We start from the raw sequence: 25,052 nt of genomic DNA, 5'->3' as shown, positions 1-25,052 counted from the left end.
ATCCTCAGGCGCGTCGCGTCCCTGCCGATCACCCTGGCGTGACTCTGGGCAACGAGGTGCTAACCATGGGTTCGACGGCTACCGAGCTGGCGACGATCGTCCTCGACGATCAAGCCCGGCTGCATCATGACCTGACCGAGGCTATGACCAGGGACATCCCCTCGGTCGCGCACATGCTCTCGATCATCGCCAGCCGGCTCTCCGGCTCCTGCGGCATGCGCTCCGCGTCCGTCTTCGCCCTCGAGCCCGACGACGGCCGGCTGCTGCTGGAGGCCAAGTACGCCGACGCCGCGGCCGACGACGTCACCGTCGCGGGTCGCGTGTTCCGGGTCTCGGCGGCCGCGCCCCCGGTGCAGCACGGCGACCGGATGGCCATCCGGCTGCGCATCGGCGGCCAGACGCTGGGCGTGCTCGTGCTCACCGGCACCGCCATGACCGAGCTGCGGACGAACGTGACGAGCATGATCGCCCTCCAGCTCGCCTCGACCCTCCAGGTTCTCGCCGCCGAGCGGCACCACCAGTACGTGACGCACGCAAACAGCACCATCCGGCGGCTCTTCGAGGAGGGCACCTCCGCGACAAGCGTCGAGGACGCCGGCCGGCTGCTGGCCAAGGCCACCGGCGAGGCGTTCCGGACCGAGCGGGCCGCCCTGCACCTGATCGGGCCCGACGGCCGGATCCGCTACGCCGCCGGCGTCGGCCTGACCGAGCAGATGACCGCGGAGATCGCCGGCAGCCTGCTCGGCAAGGTCGCCGCGGACTCGCCCGCCTGGCAGGCGATGCAGCTGCTCAACGGCCCGCTGCTGGTCGGCGACGTCACCCGGGCCGAGGTCCGGCCGGGCGGATTCGCCGAGACGCTCCAGCTGAGCTCGTTCATCGCGATCCCGCTGATGTCCGCCTCCGGCCCGGTCGGGGTGGTCATGTGCGGCGACTCCGGCACCACCCGGCACTGGACCGGCCGCGACCGCAGCCTCGCACAGCAGGTGGCGATGGAGGGCACGCTGATCGTCGACAGCGCCCGGCTGCGCCAGGCCGAGCGGCAGCACGTCGCGGAGCTGACCCGCCAGGCGTACCACGACGGGCTGACCGGGCTGCCGAACCGCTCGCACCTGCTGGAGCGCGCGGAGCGTGAGGTCGTGGCCGCCCTGACGAACTCCGGCAGCCTCGGGCTGCTCCTGCTCGACCTGGACGGCTTCAAGCGGGTCAACGACACCGTCGGGCACCACGCCGGCGACGCCCTGCTGCACCAGGTCGGCCGGCGACTGCAGGCCGAGGTGCGCGACCACGACATCGTGGCCCGCCTCGGCGGCGACGAGTTCGCGATCCTGCTGGCCGGCAACCCCGACCTGACCGCCGCGACCGCGATCGCCGCGCGGATACACGCGCGACTGTCCGAGCCGTACGACATCGACGGCGGCGTGATCCGGGTGGGCGCGAGCATCGGCGTCGCGCTGCTCCCGCCGCACGCGAACAACATGCCGAGCCTGATGCGGGGCGCGGACGCCGCCATGTACCTGGCCAAGCGCCAGGGTGGCGGGGTGCGTACCGCCTCGACGTCGACCGAGCCGGGCGGAGGCCCGTCTCACTAGACTTGGCCTCCATGCTCACGATGCAGGAAGCGCTGGCCCGGTTGACGGCGTACTGGACGGCTCAGGGCTGCCTGACCGTCCAGCCGATGAACACCGAGGTCGGCGCCGGGACCCTCAACCCGGCCACCTTCCTGCGCGTACTCGGACCCGAACCCTGGCGCGTCGTCTACGTCGAACCCTCCGTACGACCCGACGACTCCCGATACGGCGAAAACCCCAACCGCCTACAGACACACACCCAACTCCAGGTCATCCTCAAACCCGACCCCGGCAACCCCCAAGAGCTCTACCTCGGCAGCCTCACCGCACTCGGCATCGACGTCACCGCACACGACGTCCGCTTCGTCGAGGACAACTGGGCATCCCCCGCACTCGGCGCCTGGGGCCTGGGCTGGGAAGTCTGGCTCGACGGCCTCGAGATCACCCAGTTCACCTACTTCCAGCAAGCCGGCGGCCTCAACCTCGACCCACCCTCCGTCGAGATCACCTACGGCATCGAACGCATCGTCATGGCGTTGCAGAACAAACAGCATTTCAAGGAAATCGAGTATTCGCCCGGCATCAGCTACGGCGAGGTCTTCGGCCAGAGCGAATACGAGATGTCGCGGTACTACCTCGACGACGCCGACGTCGACGCCAATCGGCGGCTCCTGGAGATCTACGCCGCCGAGGCACAACGACTCCTCGACGCCGGCCTGCCGGTGCCCGCGCACACCTACGTCCTCAAGTGCTCGCAGGCCTTCAACGTCCTGGACTCCCGCGGCGCCGTCTCCACCGCCGACCGCGCCGCCGAATTCGCCCGCATGCGCCGCCTCGCCGGCGACGTCGCCAGGCTGTGGCAGGCCCGCCGCGAGGAGCTGAGCCATCCGCTCGGCGTGGTCACCCCGCTCCCGCCGGCGGTCGTGTCCGAGGAGGCGCCGCCCGGCACCGGGCCGCGGACGCTGGTCTTCGAGATCGGCACCGAGGAGATGCCGCCGGGCGAGGCCCGCGCCGCCCGGGCGCAGCTGCTGCGCGAGCTGACCGAGCGGCTCGGCGCCACCCGGCTCGGGCACGGCGACGTCCGCGTGCACGCCACCCCGCGGCGCCTGATCGCCGTCGTCGGCGAGGTCGCCGCGCGCGAGGACGACCACGTCCGTACGGTGAAGGGCCCGAAGGCCACCGCGCCGGAGCAGGCGGTCGCCGGCTTCGCGCGCTCGCAGGGTGTTTCCGCGGACTCGCTGCGGACGGCCGACTTCAACGGCGTACCGCATCTGGTCGTGGAACGCCACGAGGCCGGACGCGCGGCACCCGCCGTGCTCGGCGAGGTGCTCGCGAAGGTCGCCGGCGGCCTGCGCTCGGCGAAGAACATGCGCTGGAGCGACCCGGGCCTGTCCTTCACCCGCCCGATCCGCTGGCTCGTCGCGCTCTGGGGCGACGACGTCGTGCCGGTCGCCGTCTCTGCGCTGCGCGCCGGCCGGGAGACCCGGGTGCTGCGCACCGCCGCGGCGCCGCGGGTCAGCGTGGCGTCCGCCGAGACCTTCATGGAGACGCTGGCGATCAACGGCGTCGTCGCCGACGCCGAGGACCGCCGCGAGCTGATCGTGACCGGCGCGCAGGACCTGGTCTGGGACACCGGCCGGATCGACCTCGCGGGCGAGGACGCGCTGATCGAGACGATCACCTACCTGGTGGAGCAGCCGACGCCGTTGCTCGGCACGTTCGACGAGCGCTACCTCGAGCTGCCGGCGGCCGTGCTGACCACGGTGATGCGCAAGCACCAGCGCTACCTGGCGGTCCGCGACGCCGACGGCGCCCTGCTGCCGATGTTCGTCACGGTCGCCAACGGCCAGGTCGACGTGGAGCTGGTCCGGGCAGGCAACGAGGCGGTGCTGCGTGCCCGGTACGAGGACGCGGCGTTCTTCTACCGCGCCGACCGGCAGACCCCGCCGGCGGCGATGCGCGAGCGGCTGCGGCGGCTCACGTTCACCGACAAGCTCGGCTCGATGGCCGACCGCGCGGACCGGATCGCCGCGCTCGCCACGACCCTGGCGGACGAGCCGTCGCCGACGCTGCTGCGGGCCGCCGCCCTGGTGAAGTTCGACCTGGGCTCCCAGCTGGTCACCGAGATGACCGGCCTGGCCGGGGTGATGGCCCGCGACTACGCCCTCAACGCGGGCGAGACCCGGGCGGTGGCGCAGGCGGTCTACGAGGCCGAACTGCCCCGCCACGCCGGGGACGACCTGCCCGCCGGCGTGGCGGGCGCGCTGCTGTCGCTCGCCGACCGGCTCGACCTGGTGGCCGGCCTGGCCGCGACGGTCGGGCTGCCGACCGGCAGCAGCGACCCCTTCGCCGTACGCCGGGCCGTGCTCGGCCTGATCGCCGTGCACCGGGCGCACCCGGCCCTGTCCGGCATCAGCCTCACCGAGGCGCTGACGGCCGCGGCGGCAGCGCAGCCGGTCGAGGTGGCGGCGCGGGTGCCGGCCGACGCGGGTGAGTTCCTGGCCCGGCGCCTCGAGCAGGTGCTGGTCGAGGAGGGTCACCCGGTCGACCGGGTCCGCGCGGTGCTGCCGCACGCCGGCCGCCCGTCGTTCGCGGACCTGCTGCTGGCCCAGCTCGGCCGGCTCAGCGCGGAGCCGGAGTTCCTGGCGCTCGCCGAGGCGATCCAGCGCGCCCGCCGCATCGTCCCGGACGGCACGGCGGCGGCCTACGACCCGGCGCTGCTCAAGGAGCCGGCCGAGGTCACCCTGCACGAGGCCGTGCGGGCCGTGCGCGCGGAGCCGGCCCCGGCCGACCTGAGCGGCTTCACCGCGGTCGCGGGCCGGATCACCCGGCCGGTGCACGCCTTCTTCGACGACGTGTTCGTGATGGCCGACGACCCGGCGGTGCGCGCCGCCCGGCTCGGCCTGCTGGCGTGCGTGCGCGACCTGGGCTCGGACCTGCTGGACTGGCCCCAGCTGCGGCTCTGACCGGCTACGCGGCGCGCGGCAGGCGTTCCGGAAGGGTCAGGGTGACCCGGTCGAGGCTCTCGGCGTCGACGGCGAACTGTGCGTGCATCACGAAGCCGGCCAGCACCCACCGGTCCCACGGGCCGTAGTCGCCAAGGAAGCGGTCGCGGTAGGGCGCGCCCTGCTCGTCCGGGCGGCCCAGCATCGCCCACAGGTGTGCCCGGCGGGCCACGCTGCCGGCGCCGCCGGGTATCTCACCGGAGTACGAGGTGAAGCCGTCGTCGCCGTGAAAGTGCAGGAAGACCGTGGTGATCACGCCGTGTGCGTCGGCGGCGAGCTCCACGCCGGCGGCGCGGGCCAGGTAGGAGCGGGACAGCCCCGAGCCGGCGGCACCGGAGCGCGGTATCAGGCCGTACTCCCGGCAGACCTGCTGCACCCGCGCCTCGAGCACGGTCCGGCCGAGCAGCACCGTCAGGTCGGTGCGCCGGACCGGGCCGGCCGGCACGCGGCGGGCCGGTATCGCGTCGTGGAGCGGATCGTTGGAACCGCCGCGCGGGCCGGGCTTGGGCCCGTACCGGTCGTCGGGGCGGGGCGTTTGATCGGTGCGACGCTCGAGAAATCCCATGATGACTCCACAAAGGCCTTTCACGGTGAGCGTTCGGACCACCACCCTAAGCCCACCCCTTATCGACCTCAAGGGATGAAGGGTCATTGGCCCGTTCCGGTCCGGACCACCTGAACCCTTCCCCGGATGCCGCCCGGGTACACCCGGCGCCGAATTCGATCAGCGGCGTTCGCCTGTCCGCCACGGCGACTTCGCCTCGTCGTCGAAGAGATCGCCTGGACTCGGCCGCGGGAGTTCCGGCGACGGTCGCCGGCGGATCCCGTGGAGGAACCGTGGCAGACCGCCGAGAGGTGCTGCGCTTCGGCGCGCTGGCCGCCGGCGTACCGGCCGTGCTCGCGGGCGCCACGCCCGCGCTCGCCACGCGCCGGCGGCATCCGCTGGTCCTGGGCCACCGGGGCGCCTCCGGCTACCGGCCCGAGCACACCCTCGCCTCGTACGAGCTGGCCGCCCGGCTCGGCGCCGACTTCATCGAGCCCGACCTGGTCGCCACGAGCGACCACGTCCTGGTCGCCCGGCACGAGCCGGAGATCGGCGGCACCACCGACGTCGCGTCGCGGCCCGAGTTCGCGTCGCGCCGGCGCACCGTCGTGCTCGACGGCACGCCGGTGACCGGCTGGTTCACCCACGACTTCACCCTGGCCGAGCTGCGGACGCTGCGGGCGGTCGAGCGCATCCCGCAGGTGCGCCAGCACAACACCCTCTACAACGGGCTCTTCCGGGTGCCGACCCTCCAGGAGGTCCTCGACCTGCGCAAGCGGCTGTCTCGGGAGCTGGACCGGGAGATCGGCGTCTACCCGGAGACCAAGCACCCGACCTACTTCCGCCGCCTCGGCCTCGACCTGGAGACGCCGCTGGTGCGTGCCCTGCGCCGCGCCGGCCTGGACCGGCCGGGCGCGCCCGTGTTCGTGCAGTCCTTCGAGGCGGGCAACCTGAAGAGCCTGCGCGAGGAGCACCGGCTGCGCGCGCCGATCGTGTTCCTGACCGGCGCGGCGGGCGGGCCCTTCGAGGACCCGACGAGCTACGCCGAGTACCTGACGCCGGCCGGGCTGCGGCGGCTGTCCCGCTTCGCCGACGGCATCGGCCCCGAGAAGGGCCAGGTCATCCCCCGCCGGGCGGACGGAACCCTCGGCACGCCGAGCACGCTGGTCGGCGACGCGCACGCGGCCGGGCTCAAGGTCATGCCGTACACGTTCCGGGCGGAGAACCAGTTCCTGCCGGCCGACTACCGCGTCGGCACCGACCCGAACGCGTACGGCCGGGCCATCGACGAGCAGGTCACGTTCCTGCGGACCGGCGTGGACGGGCTCTTCACCGATCAGGCCGACATCGGCGCGCTCGCCCGCGCCACGGCCTTCGCGCACGTGTAGGGCTCAGCCCAGGCGGCGGGCCAGCTCGGTGCGCGAGCGCACGCCGAGCCGGGCGAAGACGTTGCGCAGGTGGTGGTCGATCGTCCGGGGGCTGAGGAAGAGCTGCTCGGCCACCTCCCGGTTGGTGGCGCCGTCGGCCACCAGCCGGGCGATCCGCTCCTGCTGAGCGGTCAGCCCGCGGGCCGCGGACACGGGCCGCGGCGCTACGGGCGCGCCGGCGGCGCGCAGCTCGACGTCGGCCTGCGCCGCCCACGGCGCCGCGTCCAGCAGCCGGAACGTCTCCTCGGCCCGGCGCAGGTGCTCGCGGGCGGCGCCCGGCCGGCGCCGGCGGCGCAGGTCGCGGCCGAAGAGCAACTCGGTGTGCGCGCGGGCGAAGTCGGCGTCGCCGCGCCGGTGCTCGCGCAGCGCCTCCTGGAAGTACTCCTCCGCGGCGTGCGGATCCGCCGCGCGCAGTGCCCGGCAGCGGGCGCGCAGCGCCAGCCAGTAGGGCTGCCCGGTCCCGGCGGCCCAGCGGTCGAACGGCTCGAAGGCCCCGTCCAGCACCGCGGTACGCGCCACCGGCGGGGTATGTGGCGGCGGGTCGCAGCGCCAGTACGCCTCGATCAGGTGCGGGGTCGCCGCCACCTGCACGACCAGGCTGCCGCGGCCGGCGGGCCCGACGAAGATCGAGTCCAGCCGGTGCAGCGCTGCCCGGGGCCGCCCCTCGACCAGGTCGAGCAGCGCCAGCGCCCACTCGCAGAAGGCGCGCGCCTGCCCCGGGCCGTTGGCGCTGTCGTACACCCCGGCGGCGCGGATCCGCAGCATGCAGGTGTCCCGGTCGCCGACGAGGGCCGCCAGCACGGCGAGGACGCCGAGGTGGTTCTGCGCCAGGCCGGGCTGCCCGGTGGCCCGGGCCAGCGCCGCGCCCTCGGTCGCCGCGGCCAGGGCGGCGTCGTGGTGCCCGGCCGCCAGCCCGGCGAAGGCCGCCACCTCGAGCCCCTGCGGCACCAGCGTCACCGCGCCGCGGTCCCGGGCCAGGTCGACCGCCCGGCCGGCGAGCACGCGGGCCACGGGCGCGTCGCCGAGCAGCACCGCGGCGTTGGCGGCCCGGATCAGCGCGACGGGGTCCGCGACCACCGGCGCCGTGCGCAGCACGTCGCGCAGGTGCGTGAAGGCGGCGTCGTGGTCGCCCTCGTACATGGCGGTGAGCCCGGCGATCTGGTGGCGGGCCTGCGCCACCGGGTCCGGCTCGCCGGGCGTGCGCCTGGCGAGGATCCGCCGGGCAAGCCGGCAGTAACCGCCCTGCCCGCCGGCCAGGTGCACCGCCTCGCCGGCCAGCAGCAGGGCCTCCAGCGCGGCGGGGAAGTCCCGCGACGACAGCTCCGCCGCCGCGGTCAGCAGGGTGTCCCGGGCGGCGGCGGCGGCGCCCTCGCGAAGATCCATCTCGCCGGCCAGGCGTAGGGCGTGCGCGTGCGCCGGCGCCTGCGGGCTGCGCCCGGCCCGGCGCAGCAGCAGCCGGGCCTGCTGCCGCTCCCCCGCCAGCCAGGCCTGCCGGGCGGCGGCCGCGAGGGCCTCGACGGCGAACTCGGCCGCGGTGGTCAGCTCCGCGGCGTACCGGTAAGCGGCCGACGCCGTGCGGGCCGGCCCGTCGGCGGCCGCCGCGAACAGCTCCCGGGCCAGGCCCTCGTCGCTGCCGCCCGCCGCGGCGGCGCGGTGCACCAGGGCGCGCAGCCGCTCGCCGCGCCGGCCGAGCAGCCCGGCGAGGTCCAGGTGCGCGGCCCGGCGCCGCGCGTGCGGCGCGTCGTAGTACACGACCGCGCGCAGCACGGCCGGCAGGAACTGCACCCCGGCCGGGGTGACCGTGACCAGGCAGGCCTGCTCGGCGGCGACGAGGTCCTGCTCGCCGGTCACGGCCAGCAGTTCCCCGGCGGTCAGGTCCGGGTCCGCCGCGGCCAGCAGCAGGGCGCGCCGGGCCGGGCCGGGCAGCCCGGCGACCGCGGCACGGCAGGAGCGCCCGAGCCGGCTGGTCAGCGGCAGGGTGCACGGCGGCGGCACGCTGCCGCGGATCTGCCCGGGCGTGAGCGTCCCGGCGAGCTCGATGAGGACGTCGGGGTCGCCGCCCGCGAGCCGGATCAGGGCGGTGACCAGCTCCTCGGGCAGGCCGGGAAGGCGCTCGGCCAGCAGTTCCCGGCAGGCACCGTCATCGAGGGCTTCTTGCACTAATGGTGCAATTACCATGCGCCCAAGTTTCCGGGTCGATCACCCGGCAGCGCAAGGCCGGTGATTTCACCGATGTGTCAAAACTGTTGCCGTCGCAGGCTGCGAAGACCATCGATGCCCCGCCTTGGAGGTTCCCCTTGCGTCGGATGTTCGCAATCCTGCTCGCCGCCGTGGCCGCGTTCGCGGTCGCGCCCGCCGCCCCCGCCGCCGCGGCCGCCCGCACCCCGGTCGTCTTCGTGCACGGCTACACCGGCAGCGCCTCGAACTGGGCCACCGCCCAGAGCGTGTTCCGGGCCGCCGGCTACAGCAGCAGCGAGCTGTACGCCTACGAGTACAACTCCTACGGCGACAACGTGACAAACGCCCGCGGACTGGCCACCTTCGTCAGCCAGGTACGCAGCCGCACCGGCGCCGCCAAGGTCGACATCGTGAACCACTCGATGGGCGGCCTGGTCAGCCTCTGGTACCTCAAGCAGCTCGGCGGCGCGCAGTACGTCAACCACCTGGCCTCGCTGGCCGGCGCCAACCACGGCACCACGTACGCCGGCGCCTGCCTGATCTACATCACCTGCCAGCAGATGTACCCCGGCTCGTCGTTCATCAACACCCTCAGCGCCGGCGACGAGACCCCCGGCGCGACGCGGTACGCCACCTGGTACTCCGCGTGCGACGGCATCATCATCCCCTACACCAGCACTGTCCTCAGCGGAGCCACCAACAACGCGGTGCTCTGCGAGACCCACCTCGGCTACCTCACCGACACCACGGTGCTCTCCCAGGTCCGCAGCTTCCTGAGCAGCTGACCGCCGCCTGACTCGACTGGATCAAGCCGGCCGGCCGTGTGGTCACGCCGGCTTGATCCAGTCGAAGGTGCGTTCGACGGCGCGGCGCCAGTTGTCGTACTCGCGGTCGCGCAGGTCCGGGTCCATCGCCGGCATCCACTGTGCCGCCCGGTGCCAGTTGCGCCGGAGGTCCTCGAGGTCCGGCCAGTAGCCGACCGCGAGGCCCGCGGCGTACGCGGCGCCCAGCGACACCGTCTCGCTGGCCAGCGGGCGGACCACCGGCACGTCCAGCACGTCGGCGATGTACTGCATCAGCAGGTTGTCCGCGGTCATGCCGCCGTCGACCTTGAGCGTCTTGAGGGTCAGCCCGGAGTTGGCGTTCATCGCGTCGACGACCTCGCGGGTCTGCCAGGCGGTCGCCTCCAGGACCGCCCGGGCCAGGTGGCCCTTGGTGATGTAGGAGGTCAGGCCGACGATGACGCCGCGGGCCTCGCTGCGCCAGTACGGTGCGTACAGGCCGGAGAAGGCCGGGACGATGTAGCAGCCGCCGTTGTCGCCGACCGTGCGCGCCAGGGTCTCGATCTCCGGCGCGCTCGCGATCAGTTCGAGCTGGTCGCGGAACCACTGGACCAGCGAGCCGGTGATCGCGATCGAGCCCTCCAGGGCGTACTGCGCGGGCTCGCCGGCGAGCTGGTACGCGACGGTGGTGAGCAGCCCGTGCGTCGAGCGGACCAGCTCCGTACCGGTGTTGAGCAGCAGGAAGCTTCCGGTGCCGTAGGTGCACTTGGCCTCGCCGGGCGTGAAGCAGGTCTGGCCGAACAGAGCGGCCTGCTGGTCGCCGAGCGCGGCGCCGATCCGTACGCCCGGGAACGCGGCCGCCGCCGTGCCGAAGACCGCGACCGACGGCCGCACCTCCGGCAGCATCGCCGGGGGTATGCCGAAGAACTCGCAGGCCCGCGCCGACCAGCGCAGGCTGCGCACGTCCAGCAGCATCGTGCGGCTGGCGTTGGTGACGTCGGTGACGTGCAGGCCGCCGGTGAGGTTCCAGATCAGCCAGGTCTCCATCGTGCCGAAGAGCACCTCGCCGCGCTCGGCGCGGGCCCGCAGCCCGGGCGTGTGATCAAGCATCCAGCTCATCCGCGGTCCGGAGAAGTAGGTGGCCAGTGGCAGGCCGCAGCACTCCTGCACCTCGTCGGCGCCGGGCGCGGCCAGCAGCGCGTTGACCAGGCCGTCGGTGCGGGTGTCCTGCCAGACGATGGCCCGGCCGACCGGCACGCCGGTGCGCCGGTCCCAGAGCACTGTGGTCTCCCGCTGGTTGGCGATCCCGACGGCGGCGACCTGCTCGGTGGTGATACCGGCCCGCTGCAGAGCCAACGGCCCCAGCCGCTCGACGTTGCGCCAGATCTCCGCCGCGTCGTGCTCGACCCAGCCGGGCCGGGGGAAGTACTGCTTGTGCTCCTGCTGAGCCAGGGAGACGAGCTGGCCGTGGCGATCGAACACGATGCACCGCGTGGAGGTGGTGCCCTGGTCGATGGCGACCACGTAGCGCTCGGTCATGGATGCCTCCCCTGTTCTCAGTGCCGGGCGGCCCCGAGATCCCGGGAGACCGCGCGGGCGGCGTCCCGGACGTAGCCGACCAGTCGCGGGTGCGGCCGGTACCTGGTGTCGCACATGCGCTCGACGAGCCCGGAGACGCCGATCGCGCCGACGACCAGGCCGCCGTACCCCCGGATCGGCGCGGCGATCGCCGCCTCGCCGAGGGTCAGCTCCTCGATCTCCGCGCCCCACCCCGCCAGCCGGACCTGTTCGAGGGCCGCGGCGAGTTCGCGGGGCGACACGACCGTGCGCCGGGTGAACCGTTCGAGCTCCGCGGGCGGCAACGCGGACCGGTACGCGAGCAGCACCTTGCCCAGCGCGGTGGCGTGCAGCGGAAGGAGCGAGCCGACCTCCAGGGTCTGGAACGTGTCGTCGGGACGGAAGACGTGGTGCACGACCAGCACCCGGCCCTCCAGCACGGTGCCGATCCGGACGGCCTCGCCGCTGCGCGCGGCGAGCGGGTCCGCCCAGTTGATCGATCGGGAGCGCAGTTCGTTGATGTCGAGATAGCTGGTGCCGAGATGTAGCAGGGCCGCGCCGAGCTGGTACCGGCCGGACACCCGGTCCTGTTCGACGAAGCCGACGCCTTGCAGCGTGCGCAGGATGCCGTGGGTCGTCCCCTTGGCGAGATCGAGGGATTTCGCGATCTCCCCGAGGCCGAGACGGCCGGTGCCACCGGCGAGCATCCGCAGGATCGCGGCCGCACGCTCGATCGACTGCACCGTGCCGGGCACGTTTCGGATGCTATGCCAATCAGTTACGGAGTGCGCACGCTGAGCGTTCGACAATGCCGAACGCCGTTCATTGCCGGTGCACCGATGCGTCCATAGCGTCGGGTCACATCGGACCTGGAGGGCACATGGCAGAACGACTGAAGATCCCGGGACTGCTCGGCGAGCTCGTGGCCGAGTTCGCCGGGACTCTGATCCTCATCCTCTTCGGCGTCGGCGTCGTCGCGCAGGTGGTGGCCGGCGGCTTCGGCGACCACGACAGCATCGCCTGGGCCTGGGGCCTGGGCGTCACGTTCGGCGTATACGTCGCGGGCCGGATCAGCGGCGCGCACCTCAACCCGGCGGTCACCGTCGCGCTCGCGGTCTTCAAGGGCTTCGAGTGGCGCAAGGTGGCGCCCTACTGCGGCGCCCAGTTCCTCGGCGCGTTCGCCGCCGCGCTGCTGGTGCGCTGGAACTACACCGAGGCGCTGCACGCGGCCGACCCCGGCCTCACCATCAAGACGCAAGGGGTGTTCTCCACCCTGCCGGGCAATGGGACATTGCCGGTCAACGAGTGGGGCGCGCTGCGCGACCAGGTCATCGGCACCGCCATCCTGCTGTTCCTCATCCTTGCGGTCACCGACGCCGCGGCCACTCCCCCGGGCGCCAACCTGGCGCCGTTCATCATCGGCCTGATCGTCGTGGCCATCGGCATGGCCTGGGGCACCAACGCCGGCTACGCGATCAACCCCGCGCGTGACTTCGGGCCGCGACTCGCCAGTTTCCTGACCGGATACGGTGGCGCATTCCGGGACCAGACGGGTTATCTGTACTTCTGGGTCCCGATCATCGGCCCGATCGTCGGCGGAATCGTGGGCGCCGGTCTCTACCAGGCACTGGTAGGACGGTTTCTTCCGACGGCCGGCCCGCAGGAACCGGGCAGACTTCCGACCCCGCCGAACGAGAACGTGGAGGCAAACCGTGGCTGATTTCGTCGCCGCTGTTGACCAGGGCACGACCAGCACCCGATTCATGATCTTCGACCACGGTGGGAACGAGGTCGGCCGCCATCAGCTCGAGCACCAGCAGATCCTGCCGCAGGCCGGCTGGGTGGAGCACAACCCGATCGAGATCTGGGACCGGACCGTCTCGGTCATCCGTACCGCGATGCAGCAGGCCAACCTCCAGGCGAGCGACCTGGCCGCGCTGGGCGTCACCAACCAGCGCGAGACCACGGTGGTGTGGGACCGGCGCACCGGGCGCCCGTACTACAACGCGATCGTCTGGCAGGACACCCGCACCGACCGGATCGCCTCGGCGCTGGACCGCGACGGCCGCGGCGACGTCATCCGCCGCAAGGCCGGGCTGCCGCCGGCCACCTACTTCTCCGGCGGCAAGATCCAGTGGATCCTGGAGAACGTCGACGGGGTCCGCGCGGCGGCCGAGCGCGGCGACGCGGTCTTCGGCAACACCGACAGCTGGCTGCTCTGGCACCTCACCGGCGGCGTCGACGGCGGCAACCACATCACCGACGTGACGAACGCCAGCCGCACCATGTTGATGAACCTCGAGACCCTGGACTGGGACGACGAGCTGCTCTCGTTCTTCGGCATCCCGCGGCAGATGCTGCCGGAGATCCGGCCGTCGTCGGACCCGAACACCTACGGCGTGGCGCACGCGCCCGGCCCGCTCGGCGGCGACGTCCCGCTCACCGGCGACCTCGGCGACCAGCAGGCGGCCACGGTCGGCCAGGTCTGCTTCGCGCCGGGCGAGGCCAAGAACACCTACGGTACGGGCAACTTCATGCTGCTCAACACCGGGACGGAGCTGGTGCGCTCGAACAACGGCCTGCTCACCACGGTCTGCTACAAGCTCGGCGACGCCCCGGCGGTGTACGCCCTCGAGGGCTCGATCGCGGTCACCGGCTCGGCCGTGCAGTGGCTGCGCGACCAGCTTCACATCATCAACGAGGCGTCGGAGAGCGAGACCCTCGCCGCGACGGTGCCGGACACCGGCGGCGTCTACTTCGTACCGGCGTTCTCCGGGCTCTTCGCGCCCTACTGGCGCTCCGACGCCCGCGGCGCGATCGTCGGGCTGTCGCGCTTCAACACCGGCGCGCACCTGGCCCGGGCCGCCCTGGAGTCGATCTGCTACCAGAGCCGCGACGTGGTCGAGGCGATGGCGCAGGACTCCGGCGTCACCCTGGACGTGCTCAAGGTGGACGGCGGCATCACCGCCAACGAGCTGTGCATGCAGATCCAGGCGGACGTGCTCGGCGTCGCGGTGAGCCGGCCGGTCGTGGCCGAGACCACCGCGCTCGGCGCCGCCTACGCGGCCGGGCTGGCGGTCGGCTTCTGGAAGTCGACCGACGAGCTGCGGGAGAACTGGAACGAGTCGCGGCGGTGGCAGCCCGCATGGACGCCGGAACAACGGGAACAGGGATACGGCAGGTGGAAGAAGGCCGTGCAGCGAACTCTCGATTGGGTCGACGTTGACTGACATCGCTCTCTCTCCAGCCAGCCGGGAAGCCGCACTCTCCGCGCTGGCCGACAGCGAGGTCGACGTACTGGTCGTGGGTGGCGGTGTGGTGGGCGCGGGCTGCGCCCTCGACGCCGCCACCCGCGGTCTCTCCGTCGGCCTGCTCGAGGCGCGCGACTTCGCCTCGGGCACGTCCAGCCGGTCCAGCAAGCTCATCCACGGCGGCCTGCGCTACCTGGAGATGCTGGACTTCGCCCTGGTCCGCGAGGCGCTGCGGGAACGCGGCCTGATACTCACCCGGCTCGCGCCGCACCTGGCCCGGCCGGTCCCGTTCCTCTACCCCCTGCAACACCGCGGCTGGGAGCGGCTCTACGCGGGCGCCGGGGTGCTGCTCTACGACACGATGGCCGCGGCCGCGCCCGGACTGCCGCGCCACCGGCACCTCTCGCGGCGCGGCGCGCTGCGGGTCTGCCCGGCGCTGCGGCGCGACGCGCTGGTCGGTGCGCTGCAGTACTACGACGCCCAGCTCGACGATGCCCGGCACACCATGTTCCTGGCCCGCACGGCCGCGGCGTACGGCGCGCACGTCACGTCCCGTACCGAGGTGGTGGGCTTCCTGCGCGAGGGCGAGCGCGTCACCGGCGTGCGGGTGCACGACCTGGAACACGACAACGTGTTCGAGGTGCGGGCCCAGCAGATCATCAACGCGACGGGCGTGTGGACCGACGACACCCAGGCGCTGGTCGGCGAGCGCGGCCAGTTCCACGTGCGGGCGTCCAAGGGCATCCACCTGATCGTGCCCCGGGACCGCATCCAGTCCTCAACGGGCCTGATCAGCCGCACCCCGTCCAGCGTGCTGTTCATCATCCCGTGGGGCCGGCACTGGATCATCGGCACCACCGACACCGACTGGACCCTGGACAAGGCGCACCCGGCCGCGTCCAGCACCGACATCGACTACCTGCTCGACCAGGTCAACCGGGTGCTGGCGACGCCGCTGAGCCGGACCGACGTGCAGGGCGTCTACGCCGGGCTGCGCCCGCTGCTCTCCGGCGAGTCGGAGTCCACCTCGAAGCTGTCCCGCGAGCACACCGTCGCCAGCCCGACGCCGGGGCTGGTCGTGGTGGCGGGCGGCAAGTACACGACGTACCGGGTGATGGCCCGCGACGCGGTGGACGCCGCGGTGCACGGCCTCGGCCGCTCGGTGCCCCGCTCGTGCACGGAGCGGGTGCCGCTGCTGGGCGCCGAGGGGTACACCGCGCTGTGGAACCGCCGCCGGCTGCTGGCGGACTCCTCCGGCCTGCACGTGGCCCGGGTGGAGCACCTGCTCGGCCGGTACGGCTCCCTGATCAACGAGCTCCTCGACCTGATCCGGGCCGATCCGGGCCTGGGCCGGCCGGTCGAGGGCGCGGAGGACCATCTGCGCGCGGAGCTGGTCTACGCGGCAAGCCACGAGGGCGCACGGCACCTGGAGGACGCGCTCACCCGGCGCACCCGGATCTCGATCGGGACGTTCGACCGCGGCATCGCCGCCGCACCGGTCGCGGCGGAGCTGATGGGCCCGGTGCTGGGCTGGACCGCCGAGCAGACGGAACGGGAGGTGCGGCACTACCGGCTGCGGGTGGAGGCGGAACGCGCGTCGCAGGAGCAGCCGGACGACGAGACGGCCGACGCCGCGCGCCTGGGCGCCCCGGACGTCGTACCCCTGCGCACGCCCTGACCGAAACCGCTTCGAAACATTGACTGTCACAAATATGTCTCATTAGGCTCCCGGGAATGGGGGCAACCTTTCACACCTGGACGCGCCGGATCGCCGGCGCCGGCCTGGCGGCCGCGATGATCCTGACCGGGCCGGCCACCGCGGCCTTCGCGGCGGCGCCGGTGCTGTTCAGCGACGACTTCTCCGACGGCGACGCCGCCGGCTGGCGCACCTCCGGCGGCGCCTGGTCGGTCGCCGAGCAGAGCCTGCGCCAGGCCGACACCGGCGCCAGAGCCGTGGCCCGGGCCGGCGAGGCGTCCTGGTCCGACTACGCGGTCTCCGTCCGGGTCCGGCCCGCCGCCTACCGCGACGCGGGCTCCTCGGCCGGCGTGCAGGCCCGGGTGCAGGGCGACGGCAGCCACTACTACCTGACGACCCGCGCCGACAACACCGTCGAGCTCGGCCGGGTGTCCGGCGGCCGGTCGACGACCCTCGCCACCGCGGCCTATCCGGCCGCCACGCAGATCTGGCGGTACCTGACCCTGGTCGTCAAGGGCACCACCCTGCTCGGCGTGGTCAACGGCGAGCCGCTGCTGCGGGCCACCGACACCCGGCTCGCCCGCGGCCGGGCCGGACTCGCCACGACCTACACCGACGCCACGTTCGACGACGTCTCGGTCGGGTCGTACGCCGCCACCACGCCGGACACCCAGGCGCCGCTCACCCCGGGGCGGCCCCGCGTCGTCGAGGTCACGCCGACCACAGTGACGCTCTCCTGGCTGGCGACGATCGACAACGTCGGCGTTGTCGACTACGTCGTCTACCAGGGCGAACAGTTCTACCAGCAGTACCCGGTGCGCACGGTCACCGGCACCGGGCCGATCACCCTGACGATCAGCCCGACGGCGGCGACCATCCACTACGCGGTCGCGGCGCGCGACGCGGCCGGCAACCTCTCGCCGATCTCACCGCGGACCAGCATCCCGCAGCCGCCCAGCTATCCCAGGTCCGGCGACGACGCGGTACCGCCCTCGAAACCCGGCAACCCGGTGCTGACCGGGCAGACCGCGGACGGCCGGGGGATCCTGAGCTGGACACCCGCGACCGACAACGTCGGCGTGGTCGAGTACCACGTGCTCCTGACCGTCAACATCGACGAGGTCCGGGTGCTCGCCAAGGTCAGCGAGCCGACCGCGACGGTCACCGTGAACAGCGGCGGCGGCCCGATGGTCCGGGTCATCGCGTACGACGCGGCGTGGAACGCCAGTTACAGCTCGATGGTGCCGTACGGGCCGGCGCCGACTCCGACGCCGACAGGCTAGGCGCAGCTGAGCAGGCCGGCGCGGTACTTGGCGTGCAGGACGTGGGCGGCGGCGTCGGTCACCCGGTCGGCGAAGACCGGTGACCCGCGCGCGGCGGCGAGCAGCGCCGCGATCATCGGGCCGACGTTCTGCGGCCGGATCGTCAGCACCAGGTCGCCGCCCGCGTCCACGAAGCGCACGGCCCGGTCGCCGGTCGGCACCGACTCGACGGCGTCCGCCGCGCCGAGGTCGTCGGACATGATCAGGCCGGTGTAGCCGAGACGGTCGCGCAGCAGCCCCGTGACGATCGGCCGCGAGAACGCCGCGATGGCCTCCGGGTCCAGCCGCGGATAGGACGCCGACGAGATCATCACCCCGGCCGAGCCCGCGTCGATCCCGGCCACGAACGGCTCCAGATACGCGTCGCCGACGGTCGCGGTGCGATCGACTGCCCGGGTCGACGTGTCGGTGTTGGCACGCACCCGGCCCAGCCCCGGGAAATGCTTGAGGATCGTCAGCACACCCGCACCCTGCGACGCCGGCACCACCGTACGGACGTCCTCGGCGACCCGCACGGGATCCGAGCCGTACTCCCGGTGGAACGCCCCGATCGGCGGGTTGCCCTCACCCAGACCCGCCGGCACCGTGTCGGCCACCGGCGCCAGATTGACCGACACACCGATCCGGGCCAGCCGCCCCGCGTTGTCACGAACGGTGTCGCGCAGCACGGCCTTCGGCCCGGCGCCCAGTCGCCGCGCCGACGGGATCAGCGGGAAGTCGGGACCCTTGAGGGTCTGCACGCTGCCGCCCTCCTGGTCGACCGCCACCAGCAGGGGCGGTTCGACGCGGCGCCGCAACGCCGCGAGGTCGCCACGGAGATCGGCGGCGGGGCGAACGCTGCGCCCGGACAGGAAGGCGCCACCGAGGTGGTAGCGGGCCACGAGCCCGCCGAGCCCGCGCGGCGCGTTCGCCGGTACGCCCACCATGAGCAGCTGACCGGCGCGCTCCTCCAGCGACAGCGCACCGACGGCCGCCGACACGCACGGCGGAAACGTGCCGGCGGGCACCGGCGCCGAGGAGGTGGCGGGCGGCCGGACCGCGGGTGTCTCCGCGCCGACGACCACGAGCGGGACCAGCGCGGCCGCCGCGAGACACCACCGCATGATCGTCATCGGCGCCCAATGTAGAACGGCGGGGCCACCGTGGTGGTGGCCCCGCCGCTCGGCGGTCCTACTACTTGTTGAGAGAGCAGGGTGCGAACCGCTCCAGGCCCTCCGGCTTGGCCGCGGCGCGGCCGATCGCGGTCTCGATGCGGTTCAGCACCGCGAACCGCTTGTCCTCCAGCGGGCCGAGGATCGCGTTCTGGATGAAGTTCGGGCCACCCTCGCCCACCGTCGAGGCGAGCCGCTTGTTCGCCTCGGCGATCTGCGTGTCGAGCAGCTCCAGGTTGCGGGTGACCTCCGCCGCCGCCTGCGCCGGGATGACCGGCAGCCCGGTCACGGCCGGGCAGTTCACGGTGGGTGCCGCGCCCGCGTTGCCGGCGTTACCCGCATTGCCGGCGTTGCCGGCGGCCGGTACAGCGGTCGGCTCGGGAGCCGCGACGCCGCCGCCGTTCTGGTTCAGCGAGCAGGTCGCCAGGCCGTTGACGTCGAGGACCGGCTTCGCCGCGTTGCGCCCGATCGCCGTGGCCATCCGGTTGATGGTCGCGACGCGCTTGTCCTTCAGCGGGCCGAGGATCGCGTTCTGGATGAAGTTCGGGCCACCCTCGCCGACGCTGGAGGCCAGCCGCTTGTTCGCCTCGGCGATCTGCGTGTTGAGCAGCGCCAGGTTGCGCTCGATCTCGGCCTGTGCCTGCGCCGGGACCGCGCCGAGCGCGCCGGCCACCGCCGGGCAGTTCACCGTCGGTGCGGCACCCGCCGCGTCCTCCTCGGCGGGGTCCGCGGCCGGCACCTGGGCCGGCTCGGGCGCGGCGACGCCGCCACCGTTCTGGTTCAGCGAGCAGGTGGCCAGGCCGTTGACGTCGAGGTTCGGTTTCGGCGCGCTGCGCCCGATCGCCGTGGCCATCCGGTTGATGGTGGCGACCCGCTTGTCCTTCAGAGGTCCGAGGATGGCGTTCTGGATGAAGTTGGGGCCGCCCTCACCGGCGCTGGTCACCAGCCGCTTGTTGGCCTCGGCGATCTGGGTGTTGAGCAGTGCCAGGTTGCGCTCGATCTCCGCGGTCGCGCGGGCCGGAACGGCGCCGAGCGCACCCGCGACGGCGGGGCAGCTCACCGTGGGGGCGCTGGTCTCGTCGGCGGACGCGACACCCAGGCCGACGCCGACGAGTGCCACGGCGACCGCGCCGACGCCGGCGATCTGCCAGCGACGTGCGGTGGTACGGGAGGAAATCATTCTTCGCCTGAGCCTTCCTGTCGTAGGACCTCGCCCCCTAGTACGGAAGCGCTCCCACAACAGATCAAGGTCCGGCGAATCTCGGGAGAATTCGCCGCTCAGGGCGCCAGTGTCTTGCCGTCCAGCTTGCGGAAACCGTCCGCGACCAGCTCGCGGAGCACGTCGAGGTCGACGTCCGCGAGCCGCCTGAGGTACAGGCACGACCTGCCGAGGCGATACGGCCCGAGCCGGTCGAGGATCTCCTGCTCGAAGCCGGCCGAGATGTAGATCGTCATGGCGCTCTTGCGCGGCGAGAGCCCCACCGGCGGCCAGTCGCCCTCCTGCCCGGAGGCGTACCGGTAGTGGTAGGTGCCGAAGCCCACGATGGCGGGGCCCCACATCTCCGGCGCCACCCCGGTGGCCTGCGCCATCAGCGCGCAGACGGCCTGGGCGTCCGCGCGGCGCTTCGGGTCCGGCACGGCGGCCAGGAAGTCGCCGACACTGGCGCCGGTCCGTACCGTCTTGGGGCCGGACATGATCAGCTCACCATCTCCCACGGTGACACCCGGCGAGCCTAACCCGCCGAATGTGACCGCCGCCACATCCCAGCCGCGGATCACTCGGCGGTGGGCGGGTCCACCAGCGGCCAGCCGCCGGTGGCGAGCCGGGCCGAGACCCGGACCACGTCCTCCGGGGTGGCCTCCTGGAGCAGCGACGCGCTGATCATCTGCTCGATGTCCTCGGTGCTGATCGGGTCGTCGCCGGCCAGCACCGACTGGTCCGCGAGGTCGACCGCGATCTGCCGGACCTCGTCCTCGGTCATCCGGCGCCGCAGCACGCCGAGCAGCGCGACGTAGTCCTGGCGCGGGATGCCCGCCGGATAGCCGGCCCGCAGCCACTCGACGGCACGGGTCATGAAGTTGGTACGCAGATCGGTCATGGGTTGCCGCTACTTGTCCACGATCGCCGGATGGAAGTGCTGGAAGCTCAGCGTCTTGCCGAAGCCGCCGGCCACGATGTAGGCGATACCCAGCAGGACGCCCAGCACCACGATCCCGAACAGGAGATAGCCGGTCACCGTGCCGATCCGGCGGGGCGGCGGCCCGGGCACGCCCGGCTCGGCGTCGCCGCCCGCGCCGTACGCCAGGGCCCGGACGCCCAGCGCGAACAGGATCGGCAGGCCGGCGCCGAGCAGGACGCTCGCGAGCAGGACCTTCCAGGCGCCCGCGAGGGCGAATCCCAGGTTGTGCATGCCGGTTCCTCTCAGGTCGCCGCGCGGACGGGCACGGACTCGGCGGCGGGCGACGCCTCGGCCGCGGGCGCGGCGACCGGGTCGCCCTCCCAGGCGTCGTTGACGTTGTGGTGGTCCACCCGGATCCGGCGCGACCGCAGGTACATCAGCGCCGCCAGGACCAGCAGGATCACGAAGACGACGGTCGAGCCGACCAGGCCGCCGCCGAGCACGTTGCCGATCCACCACATCAGCGCGCCGACGATCGCGGCCGCGGGCAGCGTGATCAGCCACGCCGCGAACATCCGGCCGGCCACCCGCCAGCGCACCTGCGCGCCGGGGCGCCCGACGCCCGAGCCGAGGATCGAGCCGGTCGCCACGTGCGTGGTGGAGAGCGCGAAGCCGAGGTGGCTCGAGGCGAGGATGACCGTCGCCGACGTGGAGTCGGCGGCCAGGCCCTGCCGCGGCGCGATCTCGACGAGGCCCTTGCCGAGGGAACGGATGATCCGCCAGCCGCCGAGATAGGTGCCGAGCGCGATCGCCACGGCGCAGGCGGCCTTCACCCAGAACGGGATGTTCCCGGTGTCGGTCCAGTCGCCCGCCGCGATCAGCGCGAGCGTGATGACGCCCATTGTCTTCTGCGCGTCGTTGGTGCCGTGCGCGAGCGAGATCAGGGAGGCGCCGCCGATCTGGCCCCAGCGGAAGCCGTGCCGGGTGAACCGCTCCGCCATCCCGGCGGTGACCCGGTAGATCAGCCAGGTGCCGGTCGCGGCGACCACGCCGGCGATGACCGGCGACATGAAGGCCGGCAGGATCACCTTGCCGACGACGCCGTCGAGCTTGCTGCCGTCGCCGTTCCAGTTGACGCCGGCCCAGCCGAGACCCGCGACGGTGGCGCCGATCAGGCCGCCGAACAGGGCGTGCGAGGAGCTGGACGGCAGCCCGAGCAGCCAGGTCAGCAGGTTCCAGACGATGCCGCCGACCAGGCCGGCGAGCACGATCAGCAGCAGCGCGGACCCGCCGTCGGCGAGCAGCTCGGGCCGGGGCGCCCCGCTCGAGCTCTGGATCTTCACGACGGCGTTCGTCACGGTCAGCGCGACCTCGACGGACAGGAACGCCCCGATGAGATTGAGGACGCCGGAGAGGGCGACGGCCGCCTTCGGCTTGAGCGCACCGGTGGCGATGGAGGTGGCCATCGCGTTGGCGGTGTCGTGGAATCCGTTCGTGAAGTCGAACCCGAGCGCGGTGACGACCACGAGGGCCAATATCACGGATGTGTGTGTCACACGCAGATAGTGGCTGTACAGATCAATAAGGAAAAGAGGCCGGCGGGTAACACATCGGAATCTGCGCCGACATCACACCCGAACCTGCCCAGGGGTCACCACAGGGTCACTCACCGGTGCGGCGGGGGCCGGCTCGCGCCGGCCCCCGGGGCGCTCAGAACGCCTCGGCGTCCGCCGCGCGGATCGCGTCCACCAGGATCCCCAGGCCCTCGCGGGCCTCGTCGTCGGTGAGCGTCAGCGGCGGGCCCATGCGCAGGACGTTGCCGTACAGGCCGCCCTTGCCGACCAGCAGGCCGCCACGGCGGCACCCGTCGAAGACGCGCATCGTCGACGAGGGGTCCGGGTCCGTCGTGCCGGGGCGGACGAACTCGACGCCGATCATCAGGCCGCGGCCGCGTACCTCCGCGACGATCTTCGTGTCCGCCACCGCCTCGCGCAGGCCGTCGAGCAGGATCTTGCCGGTGCGCTTGGCGTTCGCCTGCAGGTCGTGGTCCAGGACGTAGTCCAGGACCGCGATGCCCGCCGCCGTCGAGACCGGGTTGCCGCCGAAGGTGGAGAAGCTCGTCGCCGGCACCGCGTTCACGAGCTCCGCGCGGCCGACCACCCCGGCCAGGGCGAAGCCGTTGCCGATGCCCTTGGCGAAGGTGATCAGATCCGGCTGCACGTCGTGCGCCTGGTAGCCCCAGAAGTGGTCGCCGGTGCGGCCCCAGCCGGTCTGCACCTCGTCGGCGATGAGCAGGATGCCGTGGTTGTCGAGCTCCTTCTTCAGCGCGCCGAGCAGGCCGTCGGGCGCGTGCACGAAGCCGCCGACGCCCTGGATCGGCTCGGCGATCAGCGCGGCCACGTCGCCCGAGGTGGTGGTCGCCAGCACCTCGCGCAGGTCCTCGACCGCCGCCTCGATGTGATCGGCGTCGGACAGGCCCTTCATCCGGCCGCGGAGCCGGTCGCCCGAGTTGAGCCAGGACACCGTCACCGGGCTCAGCGCGCTCGCCGACCAGCTGCGGTGCCCGGTGATCGCCATCGCCGCGAACGACCGGCCGTGGTAGCTGTTGCGGATCGCCAGGATCTGGTTGGAGCGGCGGTGGTTGGTGGTGAACAGCAGCGCCGCCTCGTTCGCCTCGGTGCCCGAGTTGGTGAAGAAGACACGCGGGTCGGCGATGCCGGAGACCCGGGCGATCTTCTCGGCGAGCTCGACCTGCTTGCGGATCAGGTACAGCGTCGAGCTGTGCACGATGCCGGTGGCGATCTGCCGCTCGACCGCCTCGCGCACCTCGGCGACGTCGTAGCCGAGCATGTTGGTGAGCACGCCGCCGAAGAAGTCCAGGTAGGTGCGCCCGTTCGCGTCGGTCACGCGCCGGCCGGAGCCGCTCACGAGCTCGATCGCGTCGTCGCCGTAATAGGTCGTCACCCAGGACGGCAGCACGGCCTGGTGGCGGGCGAGCAGGTCATCGGTCACGGGGTCCTCCAAATGAGCTAGCGCCAGCCCGGCGGGTGCGGGCGGGAACGATGGCCGCTGCCGCGCGCGGTGGCGCCGGCGGCGGAGGCGAGAATCTCGGCAAGGGAGTCGAAGTCGTCGCGGATCAGTCCGACGGTCACCCGGACGTGGTCGCTGCCGAGCGGGGTGACCTCGAAGGGCGCGCCGGGCGCGACGGCGATGCCGTGCGCGGCGAGCGCGAGCATCGCCATCTGCTGATCCTCGACGGTCAGCCAGAGGTTGATGCCGTCCGCGGCGACGGCGGTGGCGCCGCGGGCGGCGAGCGCGGACAGCATCGCGGCGCGGCGCCGGGCGTAGGCGTCGCGGGCCGCGGTGACCTGCGCGATCGCGGGCTCGGACGTGAGCAGGTCGAGCAGGACGGCCTGGAGCAGCCGGCTGGACCAGCCCGGCCCCAGCAGGCGGCGGTCGGCCACCGCCGCGATCAGCGCGGCCGGGCCGCCGAGGGCGGCCAACCGCAGGTCGGGGCCGTGGCTCTTGGAGAAGCCGGCCACGTGCACGGTCCGGTCCGGCAGCCGGGTGCCGAGGCTGACCGGTGGCGCGGTCGCGATGTCGCCGGCGTGGTCGTCCTCGACGATCGTGACCTCCGGGTACGCGGCCAGCGCGTCCGCCAGCTCGGCGACCCGCCGCGCGGTGAGGCTGACGCCGGTCGGGTTCTGCGCCCGCGGCTGGAGGTAGACCGCCACCGGGTCGTACTCGCGCAGCGCCGCGCCGAGCGCCTCCGGGCACATGCCCTGATCGTCGACCGGCACGCCGACCACCGTCGCGCCGACGGCCTCGAGCAGGTCGAGCACCGGCGGGAAGGCCGGGCTCTCGACCAGGACGTGGTCGCCGAAGCGGACCAGGGCGGCGGTCACCCGGTCGAGCGCGTCGAGCGCGCCGTCGACAACGGTCAACCGCTCCACCGGGTACGGCCAGCGCTGCCGTAGCACCGTCTCCAACGGCGGCAACACGGGCCCCTCGAGGTAACTCGTGGTGAGCCGCGCATCGCCGACGCGCTTCATCGACTCGGCGAGACTCGGCAGCAGTTCGTAGTCGGGTACGCCGGTGGAGAGGTCGCGCACGACCCCGGGCAGCAGGCTGCCCAGCTGCGCGTACCGGAGGCGCTGGCGTGCCAGGACCGGGACGCTGACGAAGGAGCCCGACCGGCCGCGGGTCTGTATCGCCCCGGCCCGGGCCAGGCCGCGCCAGGCCTCGCTCACGGTGGTCGGGCTGACCCCGAGCGCCCGGGCGACATCGCGCACCGTCGGCAGCCGTGCGCCGACCGGCAGATCACCCGAGGTGACCAGGCGGCCGACGGCCGCGGCGATGCCCCGAGCGCTGCGGTCGTCCACCGCGCCCGCGATAAGCCCCAACAGCAAATTACGTCTCCGAAACATTTGATAACAGGCGAGTGATTGTCC

At 72.9% G+C, this 25,052-nt stretch carries 20 protein-coding genes; 8 read left to right on the top strand and 12 right to left on the bottom strand.

The features are described from left to right. Nucleotides 1–65: 65 nt before the first annotated feature. Nucleotides 66–1,589 (top strand): sensor domain-containing diguanylate cyclase, encoded by a 1,524-nt coding sequence (locus tag BJ971_RS13710; RefSeq protein ID WP_239087810.1) that lies wholly within the window; start codon nt 66–68, stop codon nt 1,587–1,589. A gap of 11 nt (nt 1,590–1,600) precedes the next feature. After that, nucleotides 1,601–4,534 (top strand): glycine--tRNA ligase, encoded by a 2,934-nt coding sequence (locus BJ971_RS13705; protein ID WP_184993128.1) that lies wholly within the window; start codon nt 1,601–1,603, stop codon nt 4,532–4,534. 4 nt (nt 4,535–4,538) lie between these two features. Here the strand turns inward: BJ971_RS13705 and BJ971_RS13700 are convergent, their stop codons facing one another. Beyond that, nucleotides 4,539–5,138, bottom strand: a complete 600-nt coding sequence (locus BJ971_RS13700; RefSeq protein WP_184993120.1) for a DUF6392 family protein — start codon at nt 5,136–5,138, stop codon at nt 4,539–4,541. Between the two features lie 272 nt (nt 5,139–5,410). On the opposite strand from BJ971_RS13700, the gene BJ971_RS13695 reads away from it, so the two are divergent. Continuing rightward, entirely contained in the window at nt 5,411–6,505 is a 1,095-nt protein-coding gene (locus BJ971_RS13695; RefSeq protein ID WP_184993118.1) for a glycerophosphodiester phosphodiesterase, read from the top strand. Between the two features lie 3 nt (nt 6,506–6,508). On the opposite strand, the gene BJ971_RS42095 is transcribed toward BJ971_RS13695, so the two are convergent. Next, nucleotides 6,509–8,704 carry a helix-turn-helix domain-containing protein gene (locus tag BJ971_RS42095; protein ID WP_184993116.1) on the bottom strand — a complete coding sequence of 732 codons (2,196 nt, stop codon included), beginning with the start codon at nt 8,702–8,704 and terminating at the stop codon, nt 6,509–6,511. A gap of 146 nt (nt 8,705–8,850) precedes the next feature. On the opposite strand from BJ971_RS42095, the gene BJ971_RS13685 reads away from it, so the two are divergent. Next, nucleotides 8,851–9,507 (top strand): esterase/lipase family protein, encoded by a 657-nt coding sequence (locus BJ971_RS13685; RefSeq protein ID WP_184993114.1) that lies wholly within the window; start codon nt 8,851–8,853, stop codon nt 9,505–9,507. A gap of 42 nt (nt 9,508–9,549) precedes the next feature. On the opposite strand, the gene glpK (BJ971_RS13680) is transcribed toward BJ971_RS13685, so the two are convergent. Together glpK (BJ971_RS13680) and BJ971_RS13675 are read right to left on the bottom strand one after the other, a co-directional pair. Next, nucleotides 9,550–11,043 carry a glycerol kinase GlpK gene (gene glpK, locus BJ971_RS13680; RefSeq protein WP_184993112.1) on the bottom strand — a complete coding sequence of 498 codons (1,494 nt, stop codon included), beginning with the start codon at nt 11,041–11,043 and terminating at the stop codon, nt 9,550–9,552. A gap of 17 nt (nt 11,044–11,060) precedes the next feature. Next, complete coding sequence (locus BJ971_RS13675; protein ID WP_184993110.1) at nt 11,061–11,816, bottom strand: IclR family transcriptional regulator; 756 nt, start codon at nt 11,814–11,816, stop codon at nt 11,061–11,063. A 125-nt stretch (nt 11,817–11,941) separates the two neighbouring features. Here BJ971_RS13675 and BJ971_RS13670 point away from each other — a divergent pair, with 125 nt between their 5' ends. Genes BJ971_RS13670 through BJ971_RS13655 form a run of 4 tightly spaced genes read left to right on the top strand, consistent with a single transcriptional unit; the run spans nt 11,942 to nt 17,291 of the window. Beyond that, a complete protein-coding gene (locus BJ971_RS13670) occupies nt 11,942–12,781 on the top strand; it encodes an MIP/aquaporin family protein (RefSeq protein WP_184993108.1) in 840 nt (279 codons plus the stop codon). Next, entirely contained in the window at nt 12,774–14,291 is a 1,518-nt protein-coding gene (gene glpK, locus BJ971_RS13665; protein ID WP_184993106.1) for a glycerol kinase GlpK, read from the top strand. The genes BJ971_RS13670 and glpK (BJ971_RS13665) overlap by 8 nt, the downstream gene beginning before the upstream one ends. Beyond that, the gene (locus BJ971_RS13660) at nt 14,284–15,990 is read left to right on the top strand and encodes a glycerol-3-phosphate dehydrogenase/oxidase (RefSeq protein WP_184993105.1); all 1,707 of its coding nucleotides are present in this window, start codon (nt 14,284–14,286) and stop codon (nt 15,988–15,990) included. The genes glpK (BJ971_RS13665) and BJ971_RS13660 overlap by 8 nt, the downstream gene beginning before the upstream one ends. A gap of 56 nt (nt 15,991–16,046) precedes the next feature. Then, complete coding sequence (locus BJ971_RS13655) at nt 16,047–17,291, top strand: fibronectin type III domain-containing protein (RefSeq protein WP_184993103.1); 1,245 nt, start codon at nt 16,047–16,049, stop codon at nt 17,289–17,291. On the opposite strand, the gene BJ971_RS13650 is transcribed toward BJ971_RS13655, so the two are convergent. From BJ971_RS13650 to BJ971_RS13615, 8 genes are all read right to left on the bottom strand, one after another. Beyond that, nucleotides 17,288–18,442 (bottom strand): glycoside hydrolase family 3 N-terminal domain-containing protein, encoded by a 1,155-nt coding sequence (locus BJ971_RS13650; RefSeq protein ID WP_239087649.1) that lies wholly within the window; start codon nt 18,440–18,442, stop codon nt 17,288–17,290. The two genes, BJ971_RS13655 and BJ971_RS13650, sit on opposite strands and share 4 nt — an antisense overlap. Before the next feature lie 61 nt (nt 18,443–18,503). Beyond that, entirely contained in the window at nt 18,504–19,661 is a 1,158-nt protein-coding gene (locus tag BJ971_RS13645; protein ID WP_184993101.1) for a hypothetical protein, read from the bottom strand. Nucleotides 19,662–19,759: 98 nt separating this feature from the next. Then, on the bottom strand, nt 19,760–20,176 hold the full coding sequence (locus BJ971_RS13640) for a DUF1801 domain-containing protein (RefSeq protein WP_184993098.1): 417 nt from the start codon (nt 20,174–20,176) through the stop codon (nt 19,760–19,762). An 80-nt stretch (nt 20,177–20,256) separates the two neighbouring features. Next, nucleotides 20,257–20,580 carry a DUF3349 domain-containing protein gene (locus BJ971_RS13635; protein WP_184993096.1) on the bottom strand — a complete coding sequence of 108 codons (324 nt, stop codon included), beginning with the start codon at nt 20,578–20,580 and terminating at the stop codon, nt 20,257–20,259. 9 nt (nt 20,581–20,589) lie between these two features. Further along, on the bottom strand, nt 20,590–20,892 hold the full coding sequence (locus BJ971_RS13630) for a hypothetical protein (protein ID WP_184993094.1): 303 nt from the start codon (nt 20,890–20,892) through the stop codon (nt 20,590–20,592). A gap of 11 nt (nt 20,893–20,903) precedes the next feature. Then, nucleotides 20,904–22,157, bottom strand: coding sequence for an inorganic phosphate transporter (locus tag BJ971_RS13625; RefSeq protein ID WP_184993092.1), 1,254 nt, complete (start codon nt 22,155–22,157; stop codon nt 20,904–20,906). Nucleotides 22,158–22,311: 154 nt separating this feature from the next. After that, the gene (locus BJ971_RS13620; RefSeq protein WP_184993090.1) at nt 22,312–23,613 is read right to left on the bottom strand and encodes an aspartate aminotransferase family protein; all 1,302 of its coding nucleotides are present in this window, start codon (nt 23,611–23,613) and stop codon (nt 22,312–22,314) included. Nucleotides 23,614–23,630: 17 nt separating this feature from the next. Next, entirely contained in the window at nt 23,631–24,983 is a 1,353-nt protein-coding gene (locus BJ971_RS13615; RefSeq protein WP_307837410.1) for an aminotransferase-like domain-containing protein, read from the bottom strand. Nucleotides 24,984–25,052 lie beyond the last annotated feature (69 nt).

The sequence above is a fragment of the Amorphoplanes digitatis genome (assembly GCF_014205335.1).
GTDB classification, from domain to species: Bacteria; Actinomycetota; Actinomycetes; order Mycobacteriales; family Micromonosporaceae; genus Actinoplanes; species Actinoplanes digitatus.
The sequence above is the reverse complement of the archived record's forward strand: the minus strand, read 5'-3'. Positions and strand labels throughout refer to the sequence as shown.

Excerpts from the sequence above, each read along its gene's own strand:
- BJ971_RS13670 (WP_184993108.1), top strand. The coding sequence starts at position 11,942 with ATGGCAGAACGACTGAAGATCCCGGGACTGCTCGGCGAGCTCGTGGCC.
- BJ971_RS13700 (WP_184993120.1), bottom strand. The coding sequence starts at position 5,138 with ATGGGATTTCTCGAGCGTCGCACCGATCAAACGCCCCGCCCCGACGAC.
- BJ971_RS13640 (WP_184993098.1), bottom strand. The coding sequence starts at position 20,176 with ATGTCCGGCCCCAAGACGGTACGGACCGGCGCCAGTGTCGGCGACTTC.
- BJ971_RS13635 (WP_184993096.1), bottom strand. The coding sequence starts at position 20,580 with ATGACCGATCTGCGTACCAACTTCATGACCCGTGCCGTCGAGTGGCTG.
- BJ971_RS13655 (WP_184993103.1), top strand. The coding sequence starts at position 16,047 with ATGGGGGCAACCTTTCACACCTGGACGCGCCGGATCGCCGGCGCCGGC.
- BJ971_RS13645 (WP_184993101.1), bottom strand. The coding sequence starts at position 19,661 with ATGATTTCCTCCCGTACCACCGCACGTCGCTGGCAGATCGCCGGCGTC.
- glpK (WP_184993112.1), bottom strand. The coding sequence starts at position 11,043 with ATGACCGAGCGCTACGTGGTCGCCATCGACCAGGGCACCACCTCCACG.
- BJ971_RS13705 (WP_184993128.1), top strand. The coding sequence starts at position 1,601 with ATGCTCACGATGCAGGAAGCGCTGGCCCGGTTGACGGCGTACTGGACG.
- BJ971_RS13685 (WP_184993114.1), top strand. The coding sequence starts at position 8,851 with ATGTTCGCAATCCTGCTCGCCGCCGTGGCCGCGTTCGCGGTCGCGCCC.
- BJ971_RS13710 (WP_239087810.1), top strand. The coding sequence starts at position 66 with ATGGGTTCGACGGCTACCGAGCTGGCGACGATCGTCCTCGACGATCAA.
- BJ971_RS13630 (WP_184993094.1), bottom strand. The coding sequence starts at position 20,892 with ATGCACAACCTGGGATTCGCCCTCGCGGGCGCCTGGAAGGTCCTGCTC.
- BJ971_RS13650 (WP_239087649.1), bottom strand. The coding sequence starts at position 18,442 with ATGACGATCATGCGGTGGTGTCTCGCGGCGGCCGCGCTGGTCCCGCTC.